The sequence below is a fragment of the Amycolatopsis sp. WAC 04169 genome, assembly GCF_003947535.1.
Taxonomy (GTDB): Bacteria; Actinomycetota; Actinomycetes; order Mycobacteriales; family Pseudonocardiaceae; genus Amycolatopsis; species Amycolatopsis keratiniphila.
Genome location: NZ_QHJI01000010.1, coordinates 14,857 through 34,150, shown reverse-complemented (window position 1 = coordinate 34,150; position 19,294 = coordinate 14,857). Strand labels below are relative to the sequence as shown.

Annotated in this window: 7 protein-coding genes; 6 read left to right on the top strand and 1 reads right to left on the bottom strand. The window is 70.6% G+C overall.

Features of this window, described 5'->3' with window-relative positions; genetic code table 11:
• The first annotated feature begins 8 nt into the window (after positions 1-8).
• The 3 genes from DMC61_RS27650 to DMC61_RS27640 are packed head-to-tail and all read left to right on the top strand — an operon-like array spanning position 9 to position 16,284.
• Positions 9-14,843, top strand: coding sequence for a non-ribosomal peptide synthase/polyketide synthase (locus tag DMC61_RS27650; protein ID WP_125692510.1), 14,835 nt, complete (start codon positions 9-11; stop codon positions 14,841-14,843).
• Entirely contained in the window at positions 14,840-16,075 is a 1,236-nt protein-coding gene (locus DMC61_RS27645; protein ID WP_125692508.1) for an MFS transporter, read from the top strand. Before DMC61_RS27650 ends, DMC61_RS27645 begins: the two co-directional genes overlap by 4 nt.
• Before the next feature lie 11 nt (positions 16,076-16,086).
• On the top strand, positions 16,087-16,284 hold the full coding sequence (locus DMC61_RS27640) for an MbtH family NRPS accessory protein (RefSeq protein WP_125692506.1): 198 nt from the start codon (positions 16,087-16,089) through the stop codon (positions 16,282-16,284).
• A gap of 93 nt (positions 16,285-16,377) precedes the next feature.
• On the opposite strand, the gene DMC61_RS41230 is transcribed toward DMC61_RS27640, so the two are convergent.
• Positions 16,378-16,524: a hypothetical protein gene (locus DMC61_RS41230; RefSeq protein WP_158634141.1), complete on the bottom strand. Its 147-nt coding sequence runs from the start codon at positions 16,522-16,524 to the stop codon at positions 16,378-16,380.
• A gap of 340 nt (positions 16,525-16,864) precedes the next feature.
• Between DMC61_RS41230 and DMC61_RS27635 the strand changes: the two genes are divergently transcribed.
• The 3 genes from DMC61_RS27635 to DMC61_RS27625 all read left to right on the top strand — a co-directional run bounded on the left by DMC61_RS27635 (position 16,865) and on the right by DMC61_RS27625 (position 19,273).
• A complete protein-coding gene (locus DMC61_RS27635; protein ID WP_125692504.1) occupies positions 16,865-18,223 on the top strand; it encodes an MFS transporter in 1,359 nt (452 codons plus the stop codon).
• Positions 18,224-18,300: 77 nt separating this feature from the next.
• Positions 18,301-18,786 carry an NUDIX hydrolase gene (locus DMC61_RS27630; protein ID WP_125692502.1) on the top strand — a complete coding sequence of 162 codons (486 nt, stop codon included), beginning with the start codon at positions 18,301-18,303 and terminating at the stop codon, positions 18,784-18,786.
• 169 nt (positions 18,787-18,955) lie between these two features.
• Positions 18,956-19,273 carry a hypothetical protein gene (locus DMC61_RS27625; RefSeq protein ID WP_125692500.1) on the top strand — a complete coding sequence of 106 codons (318 nt, stop codon included), beginning with the start codon at positions 18,956-18,958 and terminating at the stop codon, positions 19,271-19,273.
• Positions 19,274-19,294 lie beyond the last annotated feature (21 nt).

Sequence of the window (19,294 nt, the reverse complement as noted above, 5' to 3'; positions counted from 1 at the left end):
ACGCCACCATGACCTCGTCCCGACAGGACCGCATCGCGGCACTGCCCGCCCACCTGCGGGAGGTGCTGCGCGCGCGGATGGCGGGAACGGCAGGCCCGGCGCCGGAGATCCCGGCCGCCGCCGACCGTTCCCGCCCGATCCCGCTCTCGTCCGCCCAGCGGCGGCTCTGGTTCCTCAGCAGGCTGCGGCCGGACGACCCCGAGTACAACAGCGCGTTCGCCCTGCGCCTGACCGGACCGCTCGACCGCGCCGCGCTGGCCACCGCGCTACGACTGCTGGTCGCTCGCCACGAGCCCTTGCGCACCACCTACGAGGAGATCGACGGCGAGGGCTTCCAGATCGTGCGGCCGCCCCACGAGATCGCGTTGCCCGTCGTGGACGTCGGGCCCGGAGACCTCGAAGACGTCCTGCGGGCCGAGTACACCCGGCCGTTCGACCTGAGCCGCGGGCCACTGCTGCGCGCGGCGCTGCTGCGGCTCACCGACACCGAGCACGTGCTGCTGGTGTGCGTGCACCACATCGCCACCGACGGCGCGTCGATGGGCGTGCTGACCGAGGAACTCGGCCTGCTCTACCGCGACGGCGACCGCGCCCGGCTGCCCGCCCAGCCGGTGCAGTACGCGGATTTCGCCGTATGGCAACGAAACCGGCCACTCCGGGGTGCGGGTCTCGGCTACTGGAAGTCGCATCTCGACGGCGTCGCCCCGCTGGAGCTGCCCACCGACCGGCCGCGGCCACCGGTCCGGAGCACCGACGGCGCGACACGGGAGTTCACCGTGCCCACGGAGGTCGCGGGACGGCTGGCCGAGCTGGCGCGCTCGTCGGAGACGACGCTGTTCACGGTGCTCGTCGCCGCGTGCCAGGCACTGTTCGCCCGCTACACCGGGCAGGAGGACATCGCGCTCGGAACCGTCGTGCAGGGCCGCGAGCGGCCGGAACTGGAACGGGTCGTCGGCTTCTTCGTCAACACCGTCGTCCTACGCTCGGACGTCGACCGGTCCCTGTCCTTCAGCGAGCACCTGACCCACGCCCGCCAGACCGTTCTGGACGCCTTCGCCCATGACGACGTGCCGTTCGACGCGGTCGTCGACGCCGTGCGGGCGGGCCGTGACGCCGGCCGGAACCCGCTGTTCGACGTCATGGTGCTGCTGCATTCCGCTTCCGGCGACGGTCCGGAATTCCCGGGGCTGGCCGTGGAACCGGCGGACGTCGCCCGGGACGCGGCGAACTTCGACCTCTCGATCGAGTTCGAGGAATCCGGCGGCAGGCTGGCCGGACTTGTCGAATACAGCACCGAACTGTTCGACGCCGCCACCATCGACGGCCTGGTCGGCCACCTGCTGCGGCTGCTGGCCGGGATCGCCGCCGAACCCGGGCGCCGGATCGCGGACCTGCCGCTGACCGACGAGGACGAAGAGCGCCGCCTGCTGTCGTGGGGGAGCACCGAGCTGGAGGTTCCGGCGACCACCATCGTCGATCTCCTGGACCACCAGGCGACCACCCAGCCTGACGAGGTCGCGCTCGTCTGCGGCGACACCCGGCTGACCTTCGCCGAACGCGCCGCCCGCACCGACGGCCTCGCCGCGGAACTGGCCGCCCGCGGCGCCGGGCCGGACCAGGTCGTCGCGGTGCTGCTGCCGCGTTCGGCCGACGCGATCGTCGCGTTGTTCGCCGTGCTCAAAGCCGGTGCCGTGCACCAGTCGATCGACCCCGGCCTGCCGGCCGAGCGGATCCGGACCCTGCTGGACGACACCCGGCCGGTCGTCGTCCTCGACGACACCTTCACGGTCACCACCGACCGGCCGCGACCGGAGCCGCCGCAGCCGTCGGACGCCGCGTACGTCATCCACACGTCGGGTTCGACGGGGACACCGAAGGGTGTCGTCGTCGGACACGCGGCGCTGGTCAACCTGCTCGCCAACCATCGCACCGTCTTCGGCCGCGAGCGGATGCGCGTCGCGCTGACCGCGACCCTGTCGTTCGACACGTCGTGGGAAGGCCCCCTGCTGCTCGCGGACGGTCACGAACTGCACGTCATCACCGAAGAGACCCGGCTCGATCCGGACGGGCTGACGCGCTATGTGCGGGACGAGCGCGTCGACTTCCTCGACGTCACGCCGTCGTACCTGCGGCAGTTGCTGCCCGCCGGGTTGCTCGACGGAGAACACCGGCCGAAGTTCCTCATGGTCGGCGGCGAGGCCCTCGACGGCGACCTTTGGCGCGCGCTCGCCGCTTCCGGAACCGCGGTCCACAACTATTACGGGCCCACCGAGTCCACTGTGGACACCACCTGCGCGCCGGTGACCGGCGACCGGCCGGTGATCGGCACGCCACTCGGCAACGTGACCGCCTACGTCCTGGACGAAGGGTCGAGGCTCGTGCCCGCCGGGGTGCCCGGCGAACTGTGTCTCGCCGGCGCCCAGCTCGCCCGAGGCTATCTGGGCAGGCCGGGACTGACCGCGGATCGCTTCACCGCCGACCCGTTCGGCCCGCCCGGTACCCGGCTCTACCGCACCGGCGACCGTGCCCGCTGGACCCCCGACGGGCGGCTGGAACACCTCGGCCGCGTCGACGACCAGATCAAGGTCCGCGGCTTCCGGATCGAGCCCGGCGAGGTCGAGACGGCGCTGCGCGCGCAGCCGTCCGTCACCGACGCCGCCGTGGACGCGCGGGACGGCAAACTGGTCGCCTACGTCGTCGGCGACGCCGACCCCGCCCCGCTGCGGACGGCGTTGCACCACGTCCTGCCCGCGCATCTCGTCCCCTCGGCGTTCGTCGGCCTGGACGCACTGCCGTTGACCCGGCACGGAAAACTGGACCGCCGCGCCCTGCCCGATCCCGGACACGCCACCTCGACGCCGTACGTGGCTCCCCGCAACGACCGTGAGCGGCTGGTGACCGCCATCTGGTCCGACGTCCTCGGTGTCGAACGCGTCGGCGTCGACGACGACTTCTTCGAACTCGGCGGCGACTCCCTCCTCGGCATCCGTGTGCTCGCGCGGCTCCGCGACACGCTCGGCGCCGACGTGCCCGCGCGGCTCGTCTTCACCGCGCCCACTCCGGCGCGCCTCGCCCTGCGGTTGCCCGAGATCACCGCGCCGCAGGCGCCGATTCCGGTGCTGCCCAGGGACGGCGGCCGGTTCGAGGCGCCGCTTTCCTTCGCGCAACAGCGGTTGTGGTTCCTCGACGAATTCGAACCGGGCAGCACCGAATACGTGTCGCCGACGGCCTTGAGGCTGCGCGGTGAGCTGGACACGGGCGCGCTGAACCGCGCCCTGACCACGTTGGTCGCCCGGCACGAATCCTTGCGGACCACCTTCGCGACCGTCGACGGCCGCGGCGTCCAGGTGATCCACCCGCCGTACGCCGTCGACGTGCCCGTCACCGAAGGCGACCTGGACGGCGCCCTCGCCGCCGCGACCGGCCCCGTCGACCTGCACACCGGGCCGTCGCTGCGGGTCGCGCTGACCCGGCTCGCGCCCGGCGATCACGTGCTCACGCTCGTGTTGCACCACATCGTCACCGACGGCTGGTCCTCCGGCGTGCTGCTGGCCGAGCTGGCCACGTGCTACAGCGCGTTCCGCCGCGACGAAGAGCCGGTCCTTCCACCGTTGCCGGCGCAGTACGCGGACTACGCCGTCTGGCAGCGGGAACGGCTGCGAGGCACCGACTTCGACGCCCAGCTCAGCTACTGGCGCAACCGCCTCGACGGCGTGCCCGCGCTCGACCTGCCCACCGACCGGCCCCGTCCGGCCGTGCGCACCAAGAACGGTGCCCTGTACGAATTCAGCGTGCCCGCCGGGACCACGGCGCGGCTCAAGGAGCTGTCCCGGCATCAGGGCGGCACCCTGTTCATGACCCTGATCGCCGCGAGCCAACTGCTGTTCGCCCGCTGGTCGGGGCAGGACGACATCGCCGTCGGCACCGTCGTTTCCGGCCGCGAGCGGACGGACCTCGAAGGCCTGATCGGGTTCTTCGTCAACACCCTCGTCCTGCGGTCCACAGTGGACTTGAAACTCGGGTTCGACGTCTTCCTCGACGACGTGCGGGACACCGTCCTGGACGCTTTCGCGCACCAGGACGTGCCTTTCGACCGGGTCGTCGACGACCTGCAGCCCGAACGCGACACCAGCCGGACACCGCTGTGCCAGGTGCTGGTGGTACTGCACAACACCCCGGACACCCGGCCGTCGATGGCGGGCCTGGAGGTCGAAGAGCTGGCGCCGCCGGTCGTGACCGCCGGTTTCGACCTCACGATCCACTTCCAGGAGACCGGAGGCCGGCTCGACGCGCTCGTCAACTACAACACCGATCTGTTCGATCCCGCCACGATCGAGCGGCTGACCGGCTGGCTTCGCCGCCTGCTCGACGGCATCGCGACGGCTCCGGAACTGCCGCTCGGACAGCAGCCCTGGATCAGCCCGGCCGAACGCGACCGGGTGCTGCTGGAGTGGAATGGCAAGGCGGAGGCGGAACCTTCGCCCGTCCTGCACGAACTCTTCGCCGAACGCGCCGCGCGTACTCCGGACGCCATCGCGGTGACGAGCGGGAGCACGGAGCTGACCTATGACGAACTCGACCGGCGCGCCAACCGTCTCGCCCACCGGCTGATCGACCAGGGCGCGGGGCCGGAGCGGCTGGTGGCGCTGCGGCTGCCGCGTTCGGCGGACCTCGTCGTCGCGGTGCTCGCCGTGCTGAAGACGGGCGCCGCCTACCTGCCGATCGACCCGGCGTACCCGGCGGCGCGGATCGAGGCGACGCTGGCGGACGCGCGTCCGGTGTGCGTGGTCGACTCCGTCGAGGCCGACGGCCGCCCGGACACCGCTCCGCGGGTGCGGGTCGAGCCGGACAACACCGCCTACGTCATCTACACCTCCGGCTCCACCGGCGTGCCCAAGGGCGTGCTGATCCCGCACTCCAACGTCACCCGCCTGTTCTCCTCGACCGCGCACTGGTTCGGCTTCGACGAGAACGACGTCTGGACGCTCTTCCACTCCTACGCCTTCGACTTCTCGGTCTGGGAGCTGTGGGGCGCGCTGCTGCACGGCGGCAGGCTCGTGGTCGTCCCGCAGGACGCGGTCCGCGAACCGGAGGAGTTCCTGGCGCTGCTCGCCGAGCAGCGGGTGACGGTCCTGAACCAGACGCCGTCGGCGTTCCACCGGCTGAGCACGCTGCCGACTCCGGAGCTCAGCCTGCGATACGTGATCTTCGGCGGCGAAGCTCTGGATCCGGCGCGGCTGGGGGAGTGGTTCCGGCGGCATCCGGACGGGCCGCGGCTGGTGAACATGTACGGCATCACCGAGACCACGGTGCACGTCACGTACCGGGCGCTGGAAGCGGACGGGACGGCCACCGTCGGGGTCCCGATCCCGGACCTGCGGACCTACGTGCTCGACGCCGATCTCGCTCCCGTCCCGCCCGGCGTGACCGGTGAGCTTTACGTGGCCGGCGCGGGCCTGGCACGCGGTTATCTGGACCGGCCCGGCCTCACCGCGTCGCGGTTCGTCGCGGACCCCTTCGGCGGAGCCGGCACCCGGATGTACCGCACCGGCGATCTGCTGCGGTGGACCGGCGGCGGTGAGCTGGACTACCGCGGCCGGGCCGACCACCAGGTCAAGATCCGCGGATTCCGCATCGAACCCGGCGAGATCGAAGCGGCGCTCGTCGCACATCCCGACGTCGACGCGGCGGCCGTCGTCGCCCACGGGACCGGCGACGCGCGGCGGCTCGTCGCGTACCTGACGGGACCTGTGCCGGGGACGACGGCACTGCGGGAGTTCCTCAGCCGCTCCCTGCCCGCGCACATGGTGCCCGCCGTGTTCGTCCCGCTGGAGCGGTTGCCGCTCAACGCCAACGGGAAACTCGACACCCGTGCGCTGCCGGAGCCCGGCGCCCGGACCGAGAACCGGTATGTGGCGCCGCGCACCGACGTCGAGACCGTGTTGGCGGGGGTCTGGTCCGAGGTGCTCGGCGTCGACCGGGTCGGTGTCGAGGACAACTTCTTCGGTCTCGGTGGGGATTCGATCCTCAGCATCCAGGTCGTCGCGGCGGCCCGGCAGGCGGGGTTGACGCTGTCGTCGAAGGACCTGTTCCGCAACCAGACCATCGCCGAACTCGCGCACGTCGCCCGCACCGAAGTGCCGGTGGACCAGGTCGAGGTGGACGACGCCGGACCCGCGCCGCTCGGCCCGATCCAGTCCTGGCTGTTCGAGCGGATGGACGAGCCGTGGCGGCTGACCATGTCCGTGCACGTCGTACTGTCCTCAGTGGACATACCGAAGCTGATCTCCGCCCTGAACCGCGTCGGTGAGCACCACGACGCGTTGCGCATGCGCTTTTCCCGGACGAACGAGGGCTGGGTGCAGGAGCCCGCTCCCGTCGAATCCGCCGACCTTCTCCGGCACGTCGATCTGTCCGAAGTGGACAGTGTCTCCGCTGCCATGCACACCGAGGCGGTGCGGGCACAGACGTCGCTCGACGTGACCACCGGGCCGCTCTGGCGTGCGGTGGTGTTCACCTTCCGGGACCGGGCACCACAGCTGTTCCTCACCGCCCACCATCTCGTCATGGACGGGGTGTCGTGGCGCGTTCTGCTGGCCGACCTCGAACGCGCGTACCGGGGCGAAACCCTGCCCCCGGTGCGAACATCATTCACGTATTGGGCGCGTTCTCTGCGCGAATACGTGAAAATGGGACGACTCGACAAGGAAATCGGGTACTGGGAAACTGCGTTTCGCGGAGCTCGGACGGACATTCCGGTTGACCGCCCGGGCCGCAACACCGCGAAGTCGGAGCGCGGTGTCTCGGTGTCACTTGGCCGGGCCGAGACCACCGCGCTCCTCCGCGACGTACCCGGCGCGTACCGCACGGAGGTCAACGACGTGCTGGTGAGCGCGCTCGGCCGGGCGCTGGCTCGCTGGACGGGGCGGTCGCGGGTGGTGATCGCCATGGAGGGCCACGGCCGCGAGGAGATCGCCGGCCCGCTGGACCTTTCGCGCACGATCGGCTGGTTCACCGCGCAGTACCCGCTCTCGCTCGCCGTGCCCGAAGGCGAGTGGGGCGACGTGCTCAAATCCGTGAAGGAACAACTGCGCGCGGTCCCGTCGAAAGGCGCGGGATTCGGGGCTTTGCGCTACTCGAACGCCGAAGAAACGCCGGGTTCCGCTTTACGAGCGGCCCCCGAACCGCGGATTTCCTTCAATTACCACGGCCGCTGGGACATGGGGAGCCCTGACGACGGGTGGATCCGGGGCAGAGGGGAGACCCTCGGACACGACAGCGATCCGGAAAGCGTCCGTCCGTATCTGCTCGACGTCGTCGGTGTCGTCGAAAGCGGCGAATTGCATCTCACCTGGCAGTATTCCGACGAGGTGCACGATGAGGAAACCGTGCGCGGGATCGCCGAAGCCATGCTCGGTGCGTTGCGCGGGATCATCGCGCATTGCGCCGAGAGCGGTGGACGTACGCCGTCGGACTTTCCGTTGGCGCGGCTCTCGCAGGCGGACGTCGACCGCTTCGCCGGTGACGGCCGCGACGTCGAGGACATCTACCCGCTCACGCCGTTGCAGACGGGCATGCTGTTCCACAGCCTGGTCGACACCGGATCGACCGCCTATTTCGACCAGTTCCGGCTCCGGTTGGCCGGCGTGAGCAGGCCGGACGCGCTCGCCGAGGCGTGGCAGCGGGTGGTCGACCGCACGCCGATCCTGCGCAGCAGTACCGCCTGGGACGGTATCGAGGAGCCGGTCCAGCGGGTTCACCGCGAGGTCGTGGTCCCGGTCCGGCACCACGACTGGCGCGCGCTCAACCGGCACGAGCAGGACCGGGAACTGAAGAAGCTGCTCGCCGACGACGTGGCGGCGGGAATGGAGCTGACCGAGCCGCCGTTGATGCGGCTCGCGATCGCCCGGCTCCCCGAGGACGAGGTGCAGTTGGTGTGGACCTCGCATCACGTCCTGCTCGACGGCTGGAGTACGGCGCAGGTCTTCGGCGAGGTGTGCGAACAGTACGCGGCCATCGTGGAAGGCCGGCCCGCGCGGCTGGTCCCGCGACGTCCGTTCCGCGACTATCTGGCCTGGCTCGCCGCACAGGACCGCGCCGAGGCGGAGGACCATTGGCGCGCCGTCCTGGACGGGTTCACCACCCCGACCCCGCTGCCCTTCGACCGGCGGCCGACGGAAGCGCACCGGGCGGAATCCGCGGAGGCGGTCCTGGTCGAGCTTTCCCCGGAGGAGTCGGCGAAGCTGCACCAGACGGCGAAGTCCGCGGCGCTCACGGTCAACACGATCGTGCAAGGCGCGTGGGCGCTGCTGCTCGCGCGCTACAGCGGGGAAACCGACGTCCTGTTCGGGACGACCGTGTCCGGCCGCCCGGAGGGGATGCCCGGGGTCGAGTCGATGATCGGCATGTTCATCAACACGGTCCCGACGCGGGTGGAGGTCCGTGGCCGGGAAGTCGCGCTCGACTGGCTGCGCGAAACCCAGGCGGCGCAGGCCGACGCGCGCCGCTACGACTTCCTCGCCCTGTCCGAACTGCAGGCGTTCACGGCCGTTCCGGCCGGTACGGCGCTGTTCGACAGCGTGGTGGTGTTCGAGAACTACCCGATCGAGGACAGCGGACAGGCCGACGTGCGCGTGCTGGACGTCGAATCGCTCGATACGACGAACTTCCCGCTGAACCTCACCGCCTACCTGCACGACAAACTCGGGCTCGAACTCTCCTACGACCCCCGGCTGTTCGACGCGGGCACGGTTCGCCGCCTCGCGGATCAGCTCGCCGGTTTCGTCCGTGCCATCGCCGATGACCCGCGGTGCCGCCTCGACGCGCTTTCCCCGTTGTCGCCGTCCGAACGGCGTGAACTGCTGTCCACGGGCAGCGGCCCGCTGATCGACGTGCCATCCGGCACGGTGCTCGACGTCTTCGAGGCGACGGTCGCCCGGATACCGCACGAGACCGCGCTGATCTTCCGAGACGAGGTGCTGGACTTCGCCGAGGTCGACGCCCGCGCCACGCGGCTGGCGGGACACCTGGCCGCCCAGGGTGCGGGGCCGGAAACGGTGGTCGCCGTCGCGCTTCCCCGTTCGGCCGAAGCCGTCATCGCGATCCTCGCGATCTTCAAGACGGGCGCGACCTACCTGCCGGTCGATCCCGGCCTTCCGGAGGAACGGAAACGGTTCCTGCTCGAGGACGCGCGACCGGTCGTCGTGCTGGACGGGACGGACCCCGGCCCCGCGACCTCCGCCGCGACCGGGGCGAGCGCGGACACCGCGGCGTACGTCATCTACACCTCCGGTTCGACGGGAACGCCGAAGGGCGTCGTCATCGAACACCGTGGCCTGATGAACATGCTCGCCGCGCACCGCCGTGTCTTCCTCGCCGAGGAGCGCCGCAGGGTGGCGCTCACCGCGTCGTTGTCGTTCGACACGTCCTGGGAAGCGCTTCTGGCCCTGATCGACGGGCACGAGCTGCACGTGCTCGACGACGACACCCGGCTCGATCCCCACGCCGTCGTCGGCTACGTCCGCGACCACCGGATCGACCTGATGGACCTGACCCCGGCCTATCTCCAGCAGCTGCTGGAGGCACGACTGCTGAGCGGGGAACATCGGCCCGGCACGGTACTCGTCGGCGGTGAGGCGACCGGCGAGCGGCTGTGGCGGGAGCTAGTGGCGTCCGGTGTCACCTCGTACAACTACTACGGCCCCACCGAGGTGACGGTCGACGCCGTCCACACACCGGTGGCCGGAGACCGGCCGCTGATCGGCCGTCCGCTGCCCAACCTGCGGGCCTACGTCCTGGACGCCACGGGCACGCCGGTCCCGGCCGGGGTACCGGGGGAGCTGTTCCTCGCCGGTGTCCAGCTCGCCCGCGGTTACCTCGGCCGTCCCGGGCTGACCGCGGACCGCTTCGTCGCCGATCCGTTCGGCCCGCCGGGCACCCGGATGTACCGCACGGGCGACCGGGTGCGCTGGACCACCGACGGGCGGCTCGACTACCTCGGCCGCGTCGACGACCAGGTCAAGATCCGCGGGTTCCGGGTCGAACCCGGCGAAGTGGAAGCCGTGCTGCGGCAGCATCCGGCGGTCACCGACACCACGGTCACCGCGCACGACGGACGCCTCGTCGCCTACGTCGTCGGCGACACACAAGGGCTGCGGGACTGGCTGCGAGACCGCCTGCCCGGCCACCTCGTGCCGTCGGTGCTCGTCGCGCTCGACGCCCTTCCCCTGACGCGTAACGGCAAGGTCGACAAGCGAGCGCTGCCCGCACCCGGCCGCGACGCCGCGGCCGAGTACGTGGCGCCGCGGACCGAGACCGAACGCCGCCTCGCCGTCATCTGGGCGGAGGTGCTGAAACTCGACCGGGTCGGGGTGACGGACGGCTTCTTCGAACTCGGCGGCGACTCGATCCTCAGCATGCGGATCACGTCGCGGGTGCGGGCGGAACTGGGCGTCGACGTCTCACCGCGCGCGTTGTTCAGCGCGCCGACCCTCGGCCGGTTCGCCGCGGCGCTGCCGGACCGGCGGGCCGAAACGCGGCCGATCCCGGTCGTGGCCCGCGACGGTGCCCTGCCGTTGTCCTTCGCCCAGCAGCGGTTGTGGTTCCTCGACGAGTTCGAGCCCGGCGGCGCCGATTACCTCTCGCCCACGGCGTTGCTGCTTCGCGGGGAACTCGACGTCGCGGTCCTCAAGCGGGCGCTGGAACTCCTGGTCGCCCGGCACGAAGCGCTGCGCACCACGTTCGACGCGATCGACGGCCGTGGCGTCCAGGTCGTGCACGAGCCCTGCGACGTCGACCTCCCGGTCGAGGAGTTCGACGAAGACGTGCTGGCACGGGAAGCGTCGCGGCCGTTCGATCTGCGCACCGGACCGCTCCTGCGGGCACGGCTCTTCCGGCGGACGTCCGAAGAGCACGTTCTGCTGCTGGCGCTGCACCACATCGTCACCGACGGCTGGTCCGCGGGCGTGCTGGCCGCCGAACTCGACGAGGTCTATACCGCCCTCGCGCGTGGCGAGGAGCCGGAACTGCCCGAACTTCCCGTGCAGTACGCGGATTTCGCGTCCTGGCAACGCGAACTCCTCGACGGTCCCGAGCTCACCGGTCAGCTCGACCACTGGCGGGACCGCCTCGCCGGGCTGGAACCCCTTGAGCTGCCCACCGACCGGCCCCGGCCGGCGGTGCGCACGACGGAGGGCGAATGGATGGGGTTCGACCTGCCCGCCGACGTCGTCGCGAAGCTCCGGGAGCTGGCCACCGCCCAGGACGGCACCCTGTTCATGACCCTGGTGGCCGCTTGCCAGATCCTGCTGGCCGGATGGACGGGCCAGCGGGACGTCGCCGTCGGCACGGTGACCGCCGGACGGGAACGCGCCGAGCTGCAACGCCTCGTCGGGTTCTTCGTCAACACCTTGACCCTACGGTCCACTGTGGACACCGGATGCTCCTTCCGGGAGTTCCTCGCCCAGGTGCGGACCGTGGTGCTCGACGCCTTCGCCCACCAGGACGTCCCGTTCGAGCGCGTGGTGGACGCCGTGCAACCGGCTCGCGACCCGAGCCGGACACCGTTGTTCCAGGCCATGGTCGTCCTGCAGAACACCGGTGACCGGCCGGGTTCCGGCACGCTCGTCGCGGGGGAGGTCGCGCTGCCCGCGGTGTCGGCCCCCTTCGACCTCCTCGTGCAGTTCGAACAGGACGGCGACACGGTGCACGGGGCGATCAACTACAGCACCGGGCTGTTCGACGCGGAGACCATCGAACGGCTGATCGCGCGGCTGCGGGAACTCCTGACCATGCTCGCCGCCGAGCCGGACCGGCCGATGGCGGCCCTGCCGTCGTTGCCGCGCGGTGAACTCGAACGGTTGCGAGCGTGGAACGACACCGCGCGCGAAATCCCGGCGGCTTCACTGGCCGAACTCGTCGAAGCACAGGCCCGGCGGACGCCGGACGCCTCCGCTCTGGTGTCCGACACCGGCTCGCTGACCTTCGCGGAGCTGAACGCGAGGGCGAACCGGCTGGCCCGATGGCTCGCTGAGCGAGGCTCCGGGCCGGAGCGGATCGTGGCCGTCCGCCTGCCGCGTTCGGTGGCGCTCGTGGTCACCGAACTGGCCGTGGCCAAGACCGGCGCCGCGTTCCTGCCCGTGGATCCCGGCTACCCGGCCGAACGGATCGAATACATGCTGAAGGACGCCCACCCCGTCCTGGTGGTGGACAGCGAACTCGACGCTGCCGGGTACGACGACACCGACCTCGGTGTCCGGATCGACCCGGCACAGCCCGCTTACGTGATCTACACGTCCGGCTCGACCGGCCGGCCCAAGGGCGTCGTCGTCAGCCATTCCGGGCTCGCGTCGTTCTCCGCGGCCGGGATCGAGCACTGCGAGGTGCGGCCGGGCGATCGGGTGCTCGCCTTCAGTTCGCCCAGTTTCGACGCCTCGATCCTGGAACTGTGCCTGTCCCTGCCCGCCGGCGCCGCGCTCGTCGTGCCGCCCGAGGGACCGCTGCTCGGCACCGGGCTGGCCGACGTCCTGCGGCGGCGGCGGATCACCCACGCGCTGATCCCGCCGATCGCGCTCGCCACCGTGCCCGAGGTGGAACTGCCCGGCTTCCGCACGGTGATCGTCGGCGGGGACACCTGCCCGGCGTCGCTGGTGGACCGCTGGGCGCCCGGAAGGCGGATGATCAACGCGTACGGGCCCACGGAGTCCACTGTGGTCACTTCGTGGAGCGAGCCGCTGACCCCGGGCGTGTCACCGCCGATCGGCGCTCCCATCCCGAACACCGAGGTCCACGTCCTCGACGCCGCGCTGCGGCCGGTACCGATCGGGGCCACCGGTGAGCTCTTCGTCTCCGGCGACGGCCTGGCCCGCGGCTATCTGCGCCGCCCGGGCCTGACCGCGGACCGGTTCGTGGCGAACCCCTTCGGCGACCGGGGGAGCCGGATGTACCGGACCGGCGACCTCGTCCGCTGGACGGCTCAGGGCGTGCTGGAATTCGTGGGCCGCGTGGACGACCAGGTCAAGATCCGCGGTTTCCGGGTGGAACTCGGCGAGATCGAGACCGCGTTGCGACGCCATCCCGAGGTGCGGGAGGCGGTGGTGGAAGCCCGGGAGATCGGTGGCCACAAACGCCTTGTCGCCTACGTCGTCGGCGAGGTGGCGGGGCTGCGGGCCTTCCTCGGCGAGACGTTGCCCGACTATCTCGTGCCGTCGGTCTTCGTACCGGTGGCCGCGATCCCGATCACCGCCAACGGCAAGGCCGACCGTGCGGCGCTCCCGGTTCCGGACCCGTCCTCGGTGCAGGGCGCGGACCACGTGGAGCCACGCACCGAAACGGAAGCGGTGCTCGCGAAACTGTGGGCCGAAGTCCTCGGCCTGGATCGGGTCGGCGTCACGGACAACTTCTTCGATCTCGGCGGCGACTCGATCCTCGGCATCCAGGTCGTCCACCGCGCCCGGCGGGCCGGGTTGTCGACGCGGTCGAAGGACCTGTTCACCCATCAGACGATCGCCGAACTGGCGACGGTGGTGAAACCGGTGGACACCGCGGACGCGGACCGCGAGGTCGTCGTCGGCGACGTTCCGCTGACCCCGATCCAGCAGTGGTTCTTCGCCGCCGAACCGGCCAATCCCACGCATTTCAACCAATCGGTGCTCGTCGAACTCGACGGGCCGGTGGAGGAGGAGTCGCTGCGGCTCGCGCTCGACGCCGTCATCACCCAGCACGACGCGCTGCGCCTGCGCTTCGAGCGGACCGAGGCGGGGTGGACGCAGTACAACGAACCGCCTGAGCCGAGGCCGGTGCTGAAGAAGGTGCCCGCGGCCGCGCTGGCGGCCGAGGCCGAGTACGCGCAGGCCGATTTCGACCTGGCACGGCCACCGCATCTGCGTGCGGTGCTGACGGAACCGGACGGCGCGGAGAATCCCCGGCTGCTGCTCGCCGCGCATCACCTGGTCGTCGACGCGGTGTCGTGGGGCATCCTGCTCGAAGATCTCGAACGCGCGTATCGGCAGATCGAAGCCGGTGAGAAGACCGACCTCGGGACCAAGACGACGTCGTTCCGGGAGTGGGCGCACCGGCTGCGTGAGTTCGTCGAAAACGGCGCACTGGACGCTGAACACGGGCATTGGTCGCGTGAGCTGCCCGGCCGCACGATCCCGCGCGATCGCACCGGCGTCCCGCCCGCGCCACCGGAATCGGTGACCGTGGAGGTCGATGAAGACGACACCGACGCCCTGCTGCATTTGGCCCCCGGCGTCTACCGGACGCGGATCAACGACGTCCTGCTGACCGCGCTGGCCACGGCGCTCACCCGCTGGACCGGGGAATCCGCCGTGGCGGTCGATCTGGAGGGACACGGCCGCGAAGAGATCCTCGACGACGTCGACCTTTCCCGGACCGTCGGCTGGTTCACCACGTTGTTCCCCGTCGGGCTCACGGTCGACGGCTCGGCGGGGTGGCGGCAACTGGTCAAGGCGACCCGGAAGCAGCTGCGTGCCTTGCCCGGCAACGGTTTCGGCTACGGCGCCCTGCGGCACTTCCGGTTCCCGGAACTCGGTGACACGGCACCGGAGGTCGCGTTCAACTACCTGGGCCAGGGCGACCACGCGAGCGAGGGGAGCGGGTTCTACCGCCGGGCGCACGCACCACTCGGACGCGAGCAGGACCCCGAGAACCGCCCGGCGCACGTGCTCGAAGTGGTCGGCGGTGTGCGGGACGGCAGGCTCGAGTTCTCCTGGTACTACCAGCCACACCTGAACACGCGGGCCACGGTGGCGGCCGTCGCCGCGGACTTCGCCGACGCCTTGCGCGCCATCGCGTCCGACTGCCGGGGTGACGAGACGTGAGCGGGCTGCGGAACAATCGCGACTACCGTCTCCTGTGGACCGGGCAGGTCGTTTCCGAAGCCGGTTTCAGCACCACGATGATCGCCTTTCCCTTGGTGGTGCTGGCGATCACCGGATCCGGCGTCCAATCAGGACTCGTGGTCGGCGCGGTGGCGATCGCCCAGCTGGCCGCCGGACTGCCCGCCGGCGCGTTCGCGGACCGCTGGTCCCGCAAGCGGATCATGCTCGGATGCGAGGCCGCACAGGCGATCGCGGCCGCCGTGCTCGTCCTGGCGCTGTGGTCGGACGTGGCCGGAGTGGGGCTTCTGGTCGCCGTCGCGGTGGTGATGGGAGTGTGCCGCGCCTTGTTCGAACCGGCGGAGGAGGCGAGCCTGCCGCTGCTGGTCAAACCGGACGAAGTACCGTCGGCGGTCTCGCTGAACGCCGCGAGGACGAGCGCGGGCCAGCTCTCGGGTACCGCGCTCGGCGGATTCCTGTTCTCCTTCGGCCGGTTCGTGCCGTTCGTCTTCGACGTCGTGGCGCACCTGTTCGCCTTCGTGTCGTTGTGGTTCGTCCGGCTGCCGGTCCGGCGAGCCACCGCCTCCCGGCCGCCCGCGCATCTGGGCCGGGAGATCGCGGAAGGACTCGGCTGGGTGTGGCGGCAACCGCGGCTGCGCGTCACGACGTTCTGCGTCGTCAGCCTCAACCTCTTCTTCTCGGCCTATTACCTGGTGATCATCGTGCTGGCGAACGGTCGCGGTATGCCTTCCGGGGAGATCGGCGTCATGGCGGCGATGCTCGGCGCCGGCGGAGTACTTGGTGCGCTGGCCGCGCCCGTTCTCTACCGCAAGGTCAGCCCGTACCTGTTGATCGCCGGGGTGTTCTGGGCGCTGACCGTACTGACACCACTCGCCATCTTCGTGCACAGCGGATACCTCATGGGCCTGCTGTTCGCGGGGATCGCCTTCCTGCCGCCCGCCGCCAACACCGCCATCGGCACCTATCAGTTGCTCAACACCCCCGACGAGTTGCGCGGTCGGCTCGGCGGCGTGCTGGGGGTGACCGGCGGCCTGGCCGCCGCGTTCGGCCCCGCGCTGGGCGGCTGGCTGGTCGAGGCCCTGCCCGGCTCGGCCGCGGTGCTCGCGTGCGCGGGCGCCATCGCGGTCGTCACCGTGTTCACCACCTTCAACCCCACGCTGCGCGGGCTCCCCGCCACTTCCGAACCACTCGAAGCCGGAACAACCCGAAAATAAGGAGAGAACCGATGGACGACAACACGACGTTCCAGGTCCTGGTCAACGACGAAGAGCAGTACTCCCTGTGGCCGGAGGGAAAAGAGATTCCCGAAGGCTGGCGTCCCGACGGCAAGACCGGCACCCGGCAGGAATGCATGGACCACGTGGACGAGGTCTGGACGGACATGCGCCCCCGAAGCCTCAGGGAGCGCATGGCGGCGGAATGACCCGATCGCGGTGCCCGGGGCGGTGACCGCCGTCCCGGGCACGCGTCCCAGGGCGACTCGTGACCAACGTGCTCCTGTCCTAACGCAGCCGCGTCAGCGCATCACGATCTCGCCTCGGGCGGTGACGATCCCTACGGCCGCTAGGCGTGACTCACCACCAATGAAGCGCAGCGGCACATCAAGCTCGCCCACCCACTGCTGAACGTCGGACTCATCGCCGCCGATCTCCAGATATGACACCCGGCCAGGTGCACAGTCATGCGCCGCGTCCGCATAAGCGCGTTGCCATCCCTTTACGCGACCGGCGCGAGCGACGTCGTATTCGATGAAGAACGGCCGACTCTGTTCAACCTCGCCGAGTAGACGCCACCGCCCGGTGTCTCCGCCGCCGCCCAACGGTTCGACCCCGGCGCGCCGCCGTGGGGCCCGCACGCCGGCCCCCGCCGGATCGCGTTGGGAGCGACGGTGTCCGGCGACGGGAGTGTGCCGGTGGTGCACCTCAACGGCCTGCCCTACGTCCGGCGTGAGTGGCGGGATCGGCTGCGGGATCGCAGGATGGACAGCGTGATGGGGTGATGTGATGCGCGAGCGGGCGGCGGTCCTGCTGCTGTGTGCGGCTCAGTTCGTGGACGTGCTCGGGGTGACGATCGCGGTGATCGGCCTGCCGGAGATCGGCCGCCGGTTCCCCGGCGCGGAGGCCTCCACGCAATGGGTGGTCAGCGGCTACGCGTTGTTGTTCGGGGGTTTCCTGGTCTCGGCGGGGCGGGTCGCGGACCGCTACGGGCACCGGAGGACGTTCGTCTGGGGAATGGCCGCGTTTCTGGCCGCGAGCCTCGCGGGTGGCCTGGCGCCCGGGATCGAGGTGCTGATCACCGCTCGCGCGGTCCAGGGGCTGGCCGCCGCGTTCGTCGTCCCGGCGGCGTTCGCCCTGGTGTTGTCCTTGACCGCCGAGGGCCGGGAGCGGGTGGTCGCGGTCGGCTGGTGGACGGCCACGGCGGCGGCCGGGGGAGCGGCCGGGTTCCTTTTCGGCGGATTGCTGGTGCACTACGCGGGCTGGCGCTCGATCTTCCTGCTCAACGTGCCGATCTGCCTGGCGGTGTTGCTGTTCGCGCGTTCCCTGCTGCCCGCGCGTACCGAACGCGCCGAACGTGGTTCGCTGGACCTGCCGGGCGCCATGCTGGTGACCGGCGGGTTGCTCGCCGCGATCTACGGTGTCAGCGCGGCGACCGGAACCGTTCGGGTGGTCGCTCTCGTGGGCGCTGTCGCCTTGCTTGCGGTCTTCGTCGTGGTGGAGCGGCGGACCGCCGAACCGCTGGTCCCGGCGCGTCTGGTCGGCACGCCGCGCTTCGACGCCGCGCTCGTGGTGGCGTTCGCGCTGACCTTCGCCACCACCCCGGCCAGTGTGCTGGGAACGGTGTTCTTTCAGCAGCAGCAAGGCTTGTCGGCCGGGACCACCGGATTCCTGTTCGCCCCCTTCAGTATCGGCGTCGTGGGCGGAAGCTGGCTGGGCACCCGGCTGCTGGACCGGCTCAGCGGCCGATGGGTCGCCTTCGGGGCCTTCGGTGTCGTCGCCGCGGCGCTGGTGATCGGGCTGGTCGCGCTGCACACCGGCTCGACAGCGGGCTTCGCGGTGTCGCTCGCGATCTCGGGCACCGGTCTCGGCGCGGCATCGGTGGCGGCGACGAACGCCGGGACCGCCGTGGTGGGGGAGACGGACCGCGGTATCGCGTCCGGTCTGCTCAACACCGCGCCGCAGCTGGGCTCCGCGCTCGGCACGGCGGTGATCAGTACTGTCGCGCTGGGGAGCGGCGTGACGGATCTGCCGTCCGGGATCTTCGTGGCTTTAGGTGCCGCCGTCCTCGGTACGGCCGCGACCCTCGGACTGAGCGGGCCACGGGTCACAGCGGGGACCGCGCCCTGGGAACGGGGACAGCCTTAGGGGCCTCGTCGCTCTTTGCCGCACGGCGACGAGCTGAACCGGTGGAAGGCCTGTCGGTAGTGCGGTGGAATGGAGTCGTGGCTGACCTTCCGATCCGCGATCGTGCCGGCAACGTCTTGGTCGATTTCCGTCTTGTCGCGGAAGAGGAGATGGGGCGACTGGCCGAGCACGTGGGCGTGCCCGCGTCGTTGGTTGTCGCCATCCATGCGGGGGCGGTCCTGATGATGTTCGACAGCTGGCGGAGGCAGTGGGAGCTTCCGGGAGGGACGCGGGAGCCGGGTGAGTGCCCGCGCGAGGCCGCGGTGCGGGAGTTGGGTGAAGAGACCGGCATCCACGGCGTGGACCTGTCGTTCGCCGCCGTGGCCGAGTTCGATCTCACGAAGCCGGAGCGTCGGGAACTCCTGGCCGTATATCGGACTCGGCTCCAGGCCGCGCCTCGACTGACCGTCAACAGTGAAGCGCTGGACTTTCGTTGGTGGCCGCCATCGGAACCGGTGAGCGAGGAGATGAGCCCGTTGGACGCGGAGATCGCCAGGCGGGTGGTCCGATCAGCCGACAGCTGAATGGCCGGTCGTGCTGTTATGCCCGCAGACGCCGCGTCGGCGCGCGAGGTCGCCAGCGAGACTGACGTCACCGATTGACTCGTGCGTTGTGGTCTGTTCGACCGACAGCATGGGAACACGCCTGCCGGTAGCTTGTGGCGACCCCGATCAGACACTGGAGAAAGCCACCATGACGACTTCCCGGCGCGTTCTTGCCGTTCTGGCCACCACAGGGCTGGCCGTCTCGGTCCTCGGCACAGGCTCCGCCTCGGCCGCGACCCAGGGCAAGATCTACATCTCGAACAACTGCGGTAGCTCGGTCTCCACGACGATCCACCGCACCGACGGCTCGATGATCGCGGGCACCGCGGCCGCTCCGGCGGGCAGCTACCTCGGATATCCGGTCAATCCCGGCACCTATGAGGTTCGCGTGCCTGCCGGTAACCGGAACGTGAAGATCCTCGACCTCGGCAGCAAGGCGCACTCGGTCATCGTCAGGGCCTGCTGACGACTGTCGACCGGCTCGCTG